Source organism: Pseudomonas sp. Z003-0.4C(8344-21) (genome assembly GCF_900104975.1).
Classification (GTDB): domain Bacteria; phylum Pseudomonadota; class Gammaproteobacteria; order Pseudomonadales; family Pseudomonadaceae; genus Aquipseudomonas; species Aquipseudomonas granadensis.
Genome location: NZ_LT629756.1, coordinates 4292414 through 4307679, shown reverse-complemented (window position 1 = coordinate 4307679; position 15266 = coordinate 4292414). Strand labels below are relative to the sequence as shown.

Sequence of the window (15266 nt, the reverse complement as noted above, 5' to 3'; positions counted from 1 at the left end):
GATCACTTCTTCGAACTGGGCGGGCACTCGCTGCTGGCGGTCAACGTGGTGTCGCGAATCGCCCTGGAACTGGGCCTGACGCTGACCCCGCAACTGTTATTCCAGCACCCCGTCCTGAGCGATTTTGTCGCTCGACTCGATACAGGAGGCGGGGCAATCAACGAACAGAAACTGAGCAAGCTGGAAGCCCTGCTTGACGATATGGAGGAAGTCTGATGGACAAGAGTGTTGCTTTGAGGGTAGCCAAGCGCTTTATCACTCTGCCGCTGGACAAACGCAAACTGTACCTGGAGAAGATGCTTGAAGAGGGCGTCTCGCCGGCCAATCTGCCGATCCCGGAGACGCGTTCCGGGTTTGCGGCGATTCCTCTGTCGTATGCGCAGGAACGCCAGTTGTTCCTCTGGCAAATGGACCCGCACAGCAGCGCTTATCACATCCCCAGCGCCTTGCGCCTCAAGGGGCAACTGGACGTCGCCGCGCTGGAGCGCAGCTTCAACGCCGTGGCGGCGCGGCACGAAAGTTTGCGCACCACCTTCACTGAGCACGGCGACAGCTTTTGCCAGGTGATTCACCCGCAGTTGCCATTGAACATCGCCGTGGCAGCGCTGCCCACAGGGCTCGATGCAGGCGGCAGCGAGGCGGCGATCAAGGCGTTCGTTGAAAGCGAGACGGCGCGCCCGTTCGATCTGCAACACGGCCCGCTACTGCGCGTGGCGCTGCTCGAAATCGGCGCGGACGACCATGTGCTGGTGTTGATCCAGCACCACATCATTTCCGATGGCTGGTCGATCAAGGTGCTGGTCAATGAACTGATCCAGCATTACGCCGCCGACACCGCCGACACCGCCGACACCGCCGACACCGCCGACACCGCCGACACCGCCGACACCGCCGACACCGCCGGGCAGCCGCTGAGCCTGCCGGCGCTGGAGGTGCAATACGCTGATTACGCGATCTGGCAGCGGCACTGGCTGGAGGCGGGCGAACGCGAGCGGCAACTGGCGTACTGGATCAAGACCCTGGACGGCGAGCAGCCGGTGCTCGAACTGCCGATCGACTTCCCTCGTCCGGCCGTGCAAAGCCTGCGCGGGGCACGCCTCGAACTGAGCCTGCCGGCGGCACTCGGCGATGCGCTCAAGCAACTGGCCCAGCGCGAGGGCGCGAGCCTGTTCATGGTTTTGCTGGCATCGTTCCAGGCATTGCTGCATCGCTACAGTGGCCAGGCGCAGATTCGCGTTGGCGTGCCGACCGCCAACCGTAACCGCGTCGAGACCGAAGGCCTGATCGGCTTCTTCGTCAACACTCAGGTGTTGCACGCCGAGATCAATGGGCAACTGCCGTTCAACCAGTTGCTGGCCCAGGTCAAGCAAGCGGCGCTGGCGGCGCAGGCGCACCAGGACCTGCCGTTCGAGCAACTGATCGAAGCGCTGCAACCGCAGCGCAGTCTGAGTCACAGCCCGGTGTTCCAAGTGATGTTCAACCACCAGACCGGCCGTGACTCAGGGCGCAGCGCCGCCCGGTTGCCGCAACTGAGCGTCGAGGACGTGCAGTGGGAAGGGCGCACCGCGCAGTTCGACCTGACCCTCAATACGTATGAATCCAACGACGGTATTGCCGCCGAATTGACCTACGCCACCGACCTGTTCAAGCCTGAAACGGTTGAGCGTCTGGCCCGTCATTGGCAAAACCTGTTGCAAGGCATCGTCACCGCTCCAACGCAACGTGTCGGCGAGCTGCCGCTGCTGGAACAGGCCGAGCAAGGCGTGCTGTTGCAGGATTGGTTCCGCGTGACGGATCACCGCGCGCACGGCGACTGCGTGCAGCATGACTTCGCCTTGCAGGCGCGACAGAATCCGCACGCCACGGCGTTGATCATCGGCGATGAGGTGCTGACCTACGGCGAGCTCGATGCCCGCGCCAACCAGCTCGCGCACAAGCTGATCGAGGCCGGCGTAGGGCCGGACCGACTGGTGGGGATTGCAGTCGAGCGCAGCGCCGACATGCTCGTCGGACTGCTGGCGATTCTCAAGGCCGGCGGTGCTTATGTGCCGCTGGACCCGGCGTATCCACAGGAGCGGCTGGCCTACATGATCGAGGACAGCGGCCTGCAATGGCTGCTGACCCAGACGCCTGTGCAGGCGCAGTTGCCGATCCCGGAGGATGTGCAAACGCTGCTGCTCGATCAGCCAGCAGACTGGCTGGCGACTTACCCACAGACTGCGCCGCAGGTTGCCGTCAATGGCGAACACCTGGCCTATACGATCTACACCTCGGGCTCCACCGGTAAACCGAAAGGCGTGATGGTGCGCCACGCAGCGCTGAGCAATTTCGTCGCGAGCATGATCCGGCAGCCGGGGATTGCCGCCGCCGAGCGGATGCTCTCGCTGACCACGTTCTCCTTCGATATTTTCGGCCTGGAAATCTACGGCCCGCTGCTGGCTGGCGCCTGCGTGGTACTGACTGGCAAGGACGTGCATCAGGACCCGCACGCAGTACTCGAACTGATCGAGCGTCACGCCGTCAGCATTCTGCAAGCCACACCGTCGACCTGGCGCATGCTGCTCGATCACGAACACGCAGCGATTCTCAAGGGCCGCACGTTCCTCTGTGGCGGTGAGGCGCTGCCGCAGGAACTGGCCACGCGCATGCTGGCGCTGACGCCGAACGTGTGGAACCTGTACGGCCCGACCGAGACCACCATCTGGTCGGCGCAACATGCCCTGAGTGCCGGCAACAGCCGGCCATTCCTCGGCACGCCGATCGACAACACCGCGTTGTACATCCTCGGCAGCGACCTTGAGCTGAATCCGCTCGGCGCGCCCGGTGAATTGCTGATCGGTGGCGAGGGCCTGGCGCGCGGTTATTTCCAGCGTCCGGACCTGACCGCCGAACGTTTTGTGCCAGACCCGTTTTCCACAACCGGTGCGCGTCTGTACCGCACCGGCGACCTGACCCGTTATCGCGCCGAAGGTGTGATCGAATACATCGGGCGTATCGACCATCAGGTGAAGATCCGCGGTTTCCGTATTGAGTTGGGCGAAATCGAAGCCCGTTTGCTCGCACTCGACAGCGTGCGTGAAACCGTGGTGGTCGCGCAGGACGGCCCGACCGGCGCGCAACTGGTCGGGTATGTGGTGCCGTCTGCCAGCGCTATCGATGAAGCCGAGCTGCGCGCCGCACTCAAGGCCAGCCTCAAGGCCGAACTGCCGGATTACATGGTGCCGGCGCACTTGCTGTTTCTCGCACAACTGCCGCTGACCCCCAACGGCAAAGTCGACCGCAGAGCCTTGCCGGTGCCAGACGCCAGCCAGTTGCAGTCAACTTACGTTGCGCCACAAACCGCCACCCAGCACGCCGTCGCCGAGATCTGGCAAGCGGTGTTGCAGCTGGACCGAGTAGGCCTCAGCGATAACTTCTTCGAACTGGGTGGCCACTCGTTGCTGGTGACCCAGGTGGTGTCGCGCGTGCGTCAGGCGCTCAACGTGCAAGTGCCGCTGCGCAGCCTGTTCGAACACAGCACGCTGGAAGATTTCGTTGCCGCACTGGGCGTCGATCAGACAACCGGAGAACCGCCGATTGTTGCCTGGCCACGTCTGCAACCGTTGCCGCTTTCCTATGCGCAGGAACGTCAATGGTTCCTCTGGCAACTGGAGCCGACCAGCACGGCATATCACGTCCCTGCGGCGCTGCGTCTGCGCGGCGAGCTGGATTTGCCAGCGTTGCAGCAGAGCTTCGATGCGCTGATCGAACGTCACGAATCCCTGCGCACCTGCTTCGTCGAACAGCAGGGCACAACCCTGCAAGTTATTCAGGCCCACGGCGCGCTGGACCTGCAAGTGCAGGACGCGGCGGGGCTGGATGATGCGGCATTGCAAGCGCTGGTCGCGGCAGAAACCCTGCACCTGTTCGATCTCCAGCAAGGCCCGCTGCTGCGGGTTAAATTGCTGCGTCTGGCCGCGGACGATCATGCGCTGGTCATTACCTTGCACCACATCGTCTCCGATGGCTGGTCGATGAATGTCATGGTCGATGAGCTGGTGGCGTTATACGCCGCTTACAGCCAGGGCCAGATCTCGCAATTGCCAGCCTTGCCGGTGCAATACGCCGATTACGCGGTGTGGCAAAGACAATGGATGGACGCCGGTGAGCGTGAGCGTCAATTGAATTACTGGACGGCGCAACTTGGCGACGGTGAGCAGCCATTGCTGGAACTGCCGAGCGACCGTCCACGCCCCGCCGAGCAAAGCTATCGCGGTGCACGACACGATGTCCCACTGAGTCTTGAACTGGCGACGGCGCTCAAGCAGGTCGCGCAGCGTGAAAACGTTACCCTGTTTGTGCTGCTGCTGGCGTCATTCCAGACCCTGCTGCATCGCTACAGCGGACAGGCTGATATCCGCGTCGGCGTACCGGTGGCGAACCGCAATCGGGTCGAGACCGAAGGCCTGATCGGTTTTTTCGTCAACACTCAGGTGCTCAAGGCCGAATTCGACAGTCAGCAGACCGTCCGCAGCTTGCTGCAACAAGTGAAAAACAGCGTGCTCGGCGCGCAAGCCCATCAGGATCTGCCGTTCGAGCAACTGGTCGACGCGCTGCAACCGGAACGCAGCCTCAGCCACAGCCCGCTGTTCCAGGTGATGCACAATCACCAGAGCCAGGCCCGACAGGGGCAGGGCGCAACCCGCCTGCCGCAACTGCACATCGAAGGCTTGCCATGGGCCTCGAACACCGCGCAGTTCGACCTGACCCTGAACACGTTCGAATCGGCTGACAACGTCTGGGCCGAGCTGACCTATGCCACCGATTTGTTTGACCTGGCGACCATCGAGCGCTTGGCGCAGCACTGGCTCAATCTGCTGCACGGCATCGTCGCCGACAGTGCTCAACGCATCGCTGATCTGCCGCTGCACAATGCCGCCGAGCGCGAGGCGACCCTGCTGCAATGGAACCCGGCGGTCGTCGATTTCCCCAGCGAACAGTGCCTGCATCATCTGATCGAAGCCCAGGCCGCTCGCGCACCCAACGCCATCGCCGTGAGCTGCGCCGGTGAAACGCTGAGTTATGCCGTGCTCAACCGCCGGGCCAACCAATGGGCTCACCAACTGATTGCGCAGGGTGTCGGCCCGGATGTGCGCGTCGGTCTGGCGGTGGAGCGCAGCCTCGACATGCTGGTCGGTCTGTTGGCGATTCTCAAGGCCGGCGGCGCTTATGTGCCGCTGGATCCGAGCTATCCGCAAGAGCGCCTGAGCTACATGATCGGCGACAGTGGCATCGGTTTGCTGCTGACCCAACGCCATCTGCTTGCGCAGTTGCCGGTGCCGGATGCCGTGCACAGCCTGATGCTCGATCAACAGGGTGAAGACCTCGAAGGCTACAGCGACTGCAATCCGCAAGTCAGCATGAGCGCCGACAACCTCGCCTATGTGATTTACACCTCCGGTTCGACCGGCCAGCCAAAGGGCACCTTGCTTGCCCATCGCAATGTGCTGCGCCTGTTCGAGGCCACCGATGCCTGGTTCGATTTCAGCGCGGACGATGTCTGGAGCCTGTTCCATTCCTACGCCTTCGACTTCTCCGTGTGGGAGATTTTCGGTGCGCTGCTGTACGGCGGCAAACTGGTCGTGGTGCCTTACGAGGTCAGCCGCTCGCCAGAAGATTTCTTTGCCCTGCTCTGCCGTGAAGGCGTCACCGTACTCAATCAGACGCCTTCGGCGTTCAAGCAATTGATGCAAGTGGCCTGCGCGCCGGAGCACGCCGCGCAACTGCCGGCGCTGCGTTATGTGGCGTTCGGCGGCGAGGCATTGGAGGTGAAGAGCCTGCGGCCGTGGTTCGAGCGTTTTGGCGATCAGGCGCCGCAACTGATCAACATGTACGGCATCACCGAAACCACCGTTCACGTCACTTACCGTCCGCTGTCGATGGCCGATTTGCAGGCCGACGCCAGCAGCCCGATCGGCGTGCCGATCGCTGATCTGTCGTGGTACCTGCTCGACGGTGATCTGAATCCGGTGGTCAAGGGTTGCATCGGTGAGCTGTACGTCGGGCGTGCCGGTCTGGCGCGCGGTTATCTGAACCGTGCCGATCTGACGTCACTGCGATTCATCCCCGACCCGTTTGCGGCAGATGGCGGTCGTCTGTATCGCACTGGCGATCTCGCCCGCTATCGCGCCGACGGCGTCGTCGAGTACATCGGGCGGATCGACCATCAGGTGAAAATCCGTGGTTTCCGTATCGAACTGGGCGAGATCGAAGCGCAACTGCAGGCTCAGAAAACCGTGCGCCAGGCCGTGGTGCTCGCGCAATCGGGCCTCAGCGGTCAGCAACTGGTCGCGTGGCTGGTGCCGCAGGATGCTGCGTTGCTTGAGGCCAGTGCGGCCGAACAGGCGCAGTGGCGCGACAGCGTGCGTGCCGAACTCAAGGACAACCTGCCGGATCACATGATTCCGGCGCACCTGCTGCTGCTTGCGCAATTGCCGTTGACCGCCAACGGCAAACTCAACCGCAATGCGCTGCCAGCACCGGATGCGAGTCAGGTCCAACAGGCTTTTCAGGCGCCGCAAAGCGAGCTGGAACAGCGTCTGGCGGCGATCTGGCAAGAGGTGCTGAAGCTGCCGCAAGTCGGCCTTAACGATAATTTCTTCGAATTGGGCGGCGACTCGATCATCTCGATTCAAGTGGTCAGCCGCGCGCGTCAGGCCGGGATTGGCCTGAACCCGAAAGACCTGTTCCAGCATCAGACCATTGCGCGACTGGCGCTGGTTGCGCAATTGGGCGCTGAACCCTCATTGATCGATCAACAAGCGGTGAGCGGGGCAGCGCTGCTGCTGCCGATTCAGCAGCAATTCTTCGAAGACGACATTCCTGAGCGCCATCACTGGAACCAGTCGGTGCTGCTCAAGCCGCGTCAGCCACTGGATGCGGACAAGATCGAGCAAGTGCTGCGCGCGCTGGTTGCCCATCACGATGCCCTGCGCCTGAGCTTCACTCAGCGTGGTGGCGTGTGGCAGGCCGAGCACCGTGCCGTCGAAAACCTGTCGGATAATTTGCTGTGGCAGGAGCAGGTCGCCGATGCCACGGCGCTGGAAGCCTTGGGCAACCGCGCCCAGCGCAGCCTCGACCTGCAAAACGGGCCGCTGCTGCGCGCGGTGCTGGCGCAACTGGCTGACGGCACGCAACGTTTGCACCTGGTGATCCATCACCTGGCAGTGGACGGTGTGTCGTGGCGGATTCTGCTCGAAGACCTGCAGAATGCGTATCAGCAATTGCTCGACGGCCAGCCGCTGCGCCTGCCGGCGAAAACCAGTGCCTTCAAGGACTGGAGCGAACACGTGCAGCGCTACGCCAACAGCACAGCGTTGCAGCAGGAGCTGGCGTACTGGCAGGCTTGCTTGCGCGATGTCAGCACCGACTTGCCCTGCAAACGCGTGGATGCCGGGCAGCACAATCGACTGGCGCAGACCGTGCAGACCAAGCTGGACACGGAGCTGACCCGCCAATTGCTGCAGCAAGCCCCGGCGGCCTATCGCACCCAGGTCAACGACCTGTTGCTGACCGCACTGGCGCGGGTGATCGGCCGTTGGAGCGGGCAACCGTCGACGCTGATTCAGCTCGAAGGTCATGGTCGCGAAGAATTGTTCGACGGCGTGGACCTGACCCGCACGGTGGGCTGGTTCACCAGCCTGTTTCCCGTGCGCCTGACCCCGGCACAAACGCCCGGCGAGTCGATCAAACAGGTCAAGGAGCAACTGCGCTCGATCCCCAACAAGGGCATTGGTTTCGGTGCATTGCGTCATCTGGGCAATGCTGACGCACAGCAAAGCCTGCGCGCCTTGCCGACGCCGCGCATCACCTTTAACTACCTCGGCCAGTTCGACGGCAGTTTCGCCGCTGACGAAGCGGCGCTGTTTGCCCCCGCGCCGGACAACGCCGGCCTCGACCAGAGCGCGGACGCGCCGCTGGGTAACTGGTTGACCCTTAATGGTCAGGTGTATGGCGGTGAATTGCGCGTCGGCTGGACCTTCAGCACCGAGCGTTTCGACGCGGCGGTGATCGAAGCCCTCGCGGCGGATTACGCTGACGAGCTGACCGCGCTGATCGAGCATTGCCTGACCCCAGGCATCGAAGGCCTGACCCCCTCGGACTTCCCGCTGGCCGGGCTGACTCAGGCGCAACTCGATAACTTGCCGGTGCCGGCGCAGCAGATCGCCGACGTCTATCCGCTGTCGGCGATGCAGCAGGGCATGTTGTTCCACAGCCTCTACGAGCAGGCCAGCGGCGATTACCTCAACCAGGTTCGCCTCGATGTCGAAGGCCTCGACCCGCAGCGCTTCCAGCAGGCGTGGCAAGCGGCGGTGGATCACCACGATATCCTGCGCACCGGGTTTGTCTGGCAAGGCCAACTGACGCGGCCGCTGCAAGTGGTGCACAAACATTTGCAGATGCCCTTCAGCGTGCTCGACTGGCGCGAGCGCGGCGCTTGCCCGAATGAACTCAATACACTGGCCGCGGCCGAGCAGGCGCAGGGTTTCGACCTGAGTCAGGGGCCGTTGCTGCGGATGGTGGTGGTGCGTCTCGATGCGCAGCGCTGCCATTTGATCTACACCAACCATCACATCCTGATGGACGGCTGGAGCAACTCGCAGTTGCTTGGCGAGGTCTTGCAGCGTTACAGCGGCATCGCCCAGCCGGCGCTGGCCGGGCGGTATCGCGATTACATCGAGTGGCTGCAAGGTCAGGATGTCCAGGCCAGCGAGCATTACTGGACCGCGCAACTGGCGGAGCTGGAGGCGCCGACCTTGTTGGCGCCGGCACTCCAGGCGCAGCGTGGCGACGCCGCACAACAGGGCCATGGCGAGCATTTCTGTGTGCTCGATGCGCTGCAAACCCGGCAATTGGGCGAGTTCGCCCGGCAGCAGAAGGTCACCGTCAACACGCTGATCCAAGCGGCGTGGCTGTTGCTGTTGCAGCGCCTGACCGGGCAGGCGAGCGTGGCGTTCGGCGCCACGGTGGCCGGGCGCCCGAGCGAGCTCAAAGGCGTCGAGCAGCAGATCGGCCTGTTCATCAACACCCTGCCGGTGATCGCCAGCCCGCGTGCGCAACTCAGTGTTGGCGAGTGGCTGCAAAGCGTACAGGCGCAAAACCTGGCGCTGCGCGAGCATGAACACACGCCGTTGTTCGACATTCAGCGTTGGGCGGCGCGCAACGGTGAAGCGCTGTTCGACAATATTCTGGTGTTCGAGAACTACCCGGTATCCGAAGCGCTGGCCCAGGGCGCGCCGCAAGAACTGCGTTTCGGCGAGATCGCCAACCACGAACAGACCAACTACCCGCTGACTCTGCTGGTGCATCTGAGCGACGAGTTGTCCATGCACTTCAGCTACCAGTGCGACAGCTTCGCCGCACACAGCGTGGCGCAATTGGGCGAGTTTCTGCAGCGTTTGCTCGGGCAGATGAGCGAATCGAGCGAACGTACGCTTGGCGAGTTGCAGCTGATCGAAAACGCTCCGTGCGTTGACACCTCGTTCGTCACTGAACAGTGCATTCATCAGGCGATTGCCGATCGCGTAGCGGTGACGCCGGATGCGCTGGCGGTGACGTTCAGCGACCGTCAACTGACTTACGCCGAACTGGACGCACAGGCCAATCGTCTGGCGCACAAACTGACCGAAATGGGCGTCGGCCCGGAAGTGCGCGTGGGCGTGGCGATACCGCGCTCCGAGCAGTTGCTGGTCGCCCTGCTGGCGGTGCTCAAGGCTGGCGGCGCCTATGTGCCGCTGGACCCGGATTACCCTGCCGATCGCGTCGCTTATATGCTCGAAGACAGCCGTGCGCGAGTGTTGCTCACCTCGCAAGCGATCGCTGCGACATTGAGCGTACCGGCCCAAACCCAAGTGGTGCTGATGGATCTGGTTGATCTGAGCCGGTACCCAACCGCTGCGCCGCAAACGAACGTGCAGCCGGACAACCTCGCCTATGTGATCTACACCTCCGGTTCCACCGGCAAGCCAAAAGGCGTGGCGATTGCCCATCGCAACGTCATGGCGTTGATCGACTGGTCGGCCAGGGTCTACAGCCGCGACGATATTCAGGGTGTGCTGGCGTCGACGTCGGTGTGCTTCGATTTGTCGGTGTGGGAACTGTTCGTAACGTTGGCAAACGGCGGTTCGCTGATCATCGCGCGCAACGCGCTGGAACTGGCGCAATTGCCGGCGCGTGATCAGGTGCGGTTGATCAACACCGTGCCATCAGCCATCGCCGCACTGCAACGTGCCGGGCAGATTCCTGCCAGCGTACGGATCATCAATCTGGCCGGCGAACCGCTCAAGCAAGGCCTGGTCGACGCGCTGTATCAACAGCCGAACGTTGAGCACGTCTACGACCTGTACGGCCCGTCGGAAGACACCACCTACTCGACCTGGACCCGCCGTGTTTCGGGTGGTCAACCGCGTATCGGTCGCGCTCTCGACCACAGCGCCAGTCATTTGCTGGATGCCGATTTGCATCGGGTACCACAAGGTGTTGCAGCGGAGCTGTACCTGTCCGGGGCTGGTATCACTCGCGGTTATCTTGGCCGCGCGGCGATGACCGCCGAGCGTTTCGTACCCAATCCATTCAGCGGCAACGGCGAGCGGATGTACCGCACCGGCGACCTGATTCGCCAGCGTGAACAGGGCAACCTCGAATACCTGGGCCGCATCGACCACCAAGTGAAGATTCGCGGCTTGCGTATCGAACTGGGCGAGATCGAAGCACGCCTTGTTGCGCATGCCGAAGTGCGCGAAGCAGTGGTGATTGCCAGTGACGTGACGGGCAGCCAGCAACTGATTGCCTATCTGGTACCGGTCGATCCGACAGTGATTGAGGCCGGTGCCGGGTTGCAAGGCGATCTGCACGACCGCCTCAGCACCTGGCTGGGCGCAACCCTGCCGGATTACATGGTGCCCAGCCATCGCCTGTGGCTGGCGCAACTGCCGCTGACGCCCAACGGCAAGATCGATCGCAAGCGCTTGCCGGCGCCGGAATCGAACGCGGTGCAACAACACGTCGAACCGGTCAACGCCACCGAACAGACGCTGGTGGATATCTGGAAGGAAGTGCTGGGACTGGCGCAGGTCAGCACTCACGACAGCTTCTTCGCCTTGGGCGGCGATTCGATTGTCTCCATTCAGGTGGTCAGCCGCGCCCGTCAGCAAGGCCTGGAACTGAGCCCGAAAGACCTGTTCCAGCACCCGACCATTGAGCAATTGGCCCAGCGCGTCGGTAGCAGCAGCAACGTTGCGCCGACGGCGCTGATCGAGATGCCGCTGCATGGCCTGAGTGATGCGCAAGTCGCCGATTTGCCGCTGGCGCAGGATCAGTTGGCCGGGCTTTATCGTCTGTCACCGATGCAGCAGGGCATGCTGTTCCTCGGCTTGAATTCGCCGGAATCGGACCTCTACATCAACCAGTTGAGCATTGCCGTGCAAGGCCTTGATCCGGCGCGTTTGCGCGCGGCCTGGGCCAGCGTCAGTCGTCGCCACGACATTCTGCGCACGGGTTTCCTCTGGCAGGACATGGCCGAGCCGCTGCAGTTCGTGCTCGCCGATCCGCAACTGCCGTTCTGCCTGCTCGACTGGCGTGACCAGGATCATTCGGCCGAGGCGCTGCAAGCATTGGCCGACGCCGAGCGAGCCAAAGGCTTCGATCTCGATCAGCCACCGCTGCAACGCCTGACGCTGGTGCAGGTTGGCGCGGATAGCTATCAACTGATCTGGACCTATCACCACATCCTGATCGACGGCTGGAGCAGTTCGCAGTTGATCGGCGAGGTGTTGAGCCAGTACTCCGGCACACCGCTGGCCGAGGCGGTGCCGTACCGTCATTACATCAACTGGCTGCAACAGCAGGACGACGCGGCCAGCGAAGGCTTCTGGCGTCAGCAACTGAATCAGCTCGACGAGCCGACTTACCTTGCCGACGCGGTGTCGCGCACTGGCAGCGGTCGCGGTCACGAGGCGCTGTACAGCCGCTTGGGCGCCGCACGCACCGAACAGCTCAAAGCTTTTGCGCAAGCGCAGCAAGTCACGCTTAACACGCTGGTGCAGGGTGCCTGGCTGATGCTGCTCAGCCGTTACAGCGGCCAGCGCTGCGTGGCGTTCGGGGCGACGGTGGCGGGGCGCCCGGCGAGCCTGCCGGCGTCGGAGTCGATCCTCGGCCTGTTCATCAACACCCTGCCGGTGATCAAGGACGTGCCGGCCGAGCAAGCGGTCGGTGACTGGCTGCGTGATCTGCAGGACTTCAACCTCGAACTGCGTGAGCGCGAATACACGCCGCTGACCGACGTGCAGCGTTGGGCCGGGCGGGCGGGGCAGGCGTTGTTCGACAGCATCATCGTCTTCGAGAATCACCCGATCGATCAGGCGCTGCGCGAATGGCGCGACGACTCGCTGACGTTCGGCGAGATCAGCAACGCCGGCCTGACCAACTTCCCGATGGACTTGATGGTCACGCTCGAAGAAGGGCTGGTGATCGAATACATGTTCCTGCGTGAGCATTTTGATCTCGCAACCGTGGAAGGCATTCGCGCCAACATGGAAGGCCTGCTCGCTGCATTGGCCGCAGATGCCGCGCAACCGCTGGGGCGGATCGGTTTGCCGAGCGCTCGGTCGGTGGTCGCGCCGAGCCTGCCAGCCGCTTTGCCGGCGCTGGCGGTGCATCAGCGTATTGCGCAACGGGCACTGGAGCAGGGCGAGCAGACGGCGGTGATCTTCAACGGCCAGGCGTTCAGCTATGCGCAGATTGACGCTCGCGCCAACCGTCTGGCCCATGCGTTGATCGCTGAAGGCGTAGGGCCGGAGGTACGCGTCGGTGTCGCGCTGCCGCGCAGCGAAAACCTGATCGTGGCCTTGCTCGCGGTGCTCAAGGCCGGCGGCGCTTACGTGCCGCTCGATGCGACTTACCCGCGTGAACGCCTGAGCTACCTGATGGGTGATTCCGGCATCGCCTTGTTGCTCAGCGATTCCAGTCTGCGTGAGGTCATGCCGACGCAGACCAGTCTGCCTGTGCTGGAGCTGGATCAATTCGATCTGAGTGGTCAGCCCGAGAGCGCACCGCAGGTCGCCGTGCATGCGGACAACCTCGCTTACGTCATTTACACCTCTGGCTCCACCGGCCAGCCGAAAGGCGTCGGCGTCGCCCACGGGCCGTTGGCGATGCACTGCGAGGCGATCGGTCAGCGTTACGAAATGACCGCAGCCGATTGTGAATTGCACTTCATGTCGTTCGCCTTCGACGGCGCCCATGAGCGCTGGTTGACCACATTGACCCACGGCGCGCGTCTGCTGATCCGTGACGACAGCCTGTGGACCGCCGAGCAGACTTACGAAGCGCTGCACGAATATGGCGTGACCGTGGCGGCGTTTCCGCCGGTGTACCTGCAGCAATTGGCCGAGCACGCCGAGCAGCACGGCAACCCGCCCGCGGTGCGCATCTATTGCTTCGGTGGCGATGCGGTGCCGGTGGCGAGTTTTGAGCTGGCCAAACGTGCGCTGAAGCCGCAGTACATCATCAATGGCTACGGCCCGACGGAAACTGTGGTCACGCCACTGATCTGGAAGGCTGGCGCTGACGACGTATGCGGTGCGGCCTACGCACCGATTGGCACGGTGGTCGGCGAGCGTAGCGGTTACGTGCTCGACGCCGACCTCAATCCGCTGCCACTGGGACTTGCCGGCGAGCTGTACCTGGGCGGCGCGTTGGCCCGTGGTTATCTGGGCCGCGCCGGCGGCAGCGCCGAGCGCTTCGTCGCCAACCCGTTCAGCGCCGACGGCAGCCGTCTGTACCGCACCGGCGACCTGGTGCGCCAGCGCGAAGACGGCACCGTCGACTATCTCGGGCGCATCGATCAGCAGGTGAAGATCCGTGGTTTCCGTATCGAGCTGGGCGAAGTCGAGGCGCGTCTCAAGCGGCAACCCGGCGTGCGCGACGCCGCGGTGGTGGCCCGCGACGGCGTCAGCGGCAAGCAGTTGCTCGGGTATGTCGTCGCTATGCCCGACGTCGCGGTGGACGGTTTCTGCGAGCGCCTGCGCGACCAGCTCAAGGCCAGCCTGCCGGACTACATGGTGCCTGCGCACCTGATGCTGCTCGAACGCATGCCGCTGACACCGAACGGCAAACTTGACCGCAAGGCCTTGCCGAACCCGGATGCCGAACAGCGCCAGGCTTATCTGGCGCCGCGCACCGAGCTGGAAAAGGCGCTGGCGAAGATCTGGCAGGACGTGCTGAAAATCGAACGCGTCGGCCTCAGCGACAACTTCTTCGAACTGGGCGGCGACTCGATCCTCAGCCTGCAAGTGATCGCCCGCAGCCGTGTGCTCAAGGCCCAGGGCCTGAGTTTGAAACTGCGCGACCTGATGCAGAAACCGAGCATCGCCGAGCTGGTGGCCAGCGTGCAAGGCAGCACCGAAAAAGCCAGCGCAATGTTGGCGATGAATGCTCACGTTGACGGTGTCGCGCCGCTGTTCTGCATCCACGCAGGCTTTGGCACGGTGTTCGATTACGAGCCGTTGGCGCGACGCTTGAGCGGACGCCGCCAGGTGTTGGCGATCCAGTCGCGGATGCTCCTCGAACCGACGTTCCACGACGCCTCGCTGCAGAGCATGGCCAGCGACTACGTTGCGCAGATTCGCGCAAAACAGGCGCATGGACCGTACCACCTGTTGGGCTGGTCGCTGGGCGGGACCCTGGCGATGCTGATCGCGGCGCAACTGGAGCAAACCGGGCAGCCGGTGAGATTTGTCGGTCTGGTGGACAGCTTCGTGCCGTCGGCCAGGGTCAACGAAGGCGCGGTTGATGACTGGCAAGCCGACTTGCGTGACTTCCTGCAAGTGACGCTGCCGGATGCTGCGCCAGGTTTGAGTATCGACGGCGAAGAAACCCCGCAGAACATTCAAGCACTGTTCGGCCGCGCCATGAGCAGCGCGCGCGGGGCTTCGACCTACGTGGCGCTGGGCGCCGATGAACTGGCTCATGTGTTCAGCGTCGCCCGCCGACTCAAACAGCTGTCGCTGCAACTGGACCGCTGCACGCCGTTGGCGATCACGCCGATGTGCTGGTGGACCCTGGGCCGCGAAGAGGAAGCCTTGCAATTGGCAGCGCAACTGGAGCAGCCGGGCATGGGCGGCGAATGGCTCGCTTGCGGGCACTTCCAGATTCCGCGCGATGCAACGTTCCTGTCCGAGGCTGAAGAAATGCTCGGCGAGATCGTTGAACCTGTAGCCATGTCCTGA

The 15266-nt window shown here is 63.3% G+C and carries 2 protein-coding genes (1 of these 2 cut by a window edge); both read left to right on the top strand.

Annotated elements, in window-relative coordinates; all coding sequences use genetic code 11:
* Nucleotides 1-216: the 3' end of a non-ribosomal peptide synthetase gene (locus BLU24_RS19450; protein ID WP_093102926.1), read on the top strand. Its footprint begins 12102 nt before the window's first position; only the last 216 of its 12318 coding nucleotides appear in the window; its start codon lies beyond the left edge, outside the window; the stop codon is at nt 214-216.
* Nucleotides 216-15266, top strand: a complete 15051-nt coding sequence (locus BLU24_RS19445; protein ID WP_093102923.1) for a non-ribosomal peptide synthetase — start codon at nt 216-218, stop codon at nt 15264-15266. Before BLU24_RS19450 ends, BLU24_RS19445 begins: the two co-directional genes overlap by 1 nt.

Excerpts from the sequence above, each read along its gene's own strand:
- BLU24_RS19445 (WP_093102923.1), top strand. The coding sequence starts at position 216 with ATGGACAAGAGTGTTGCTTTGAGGGTAGCCAAGCGCTTTATCACTCTG.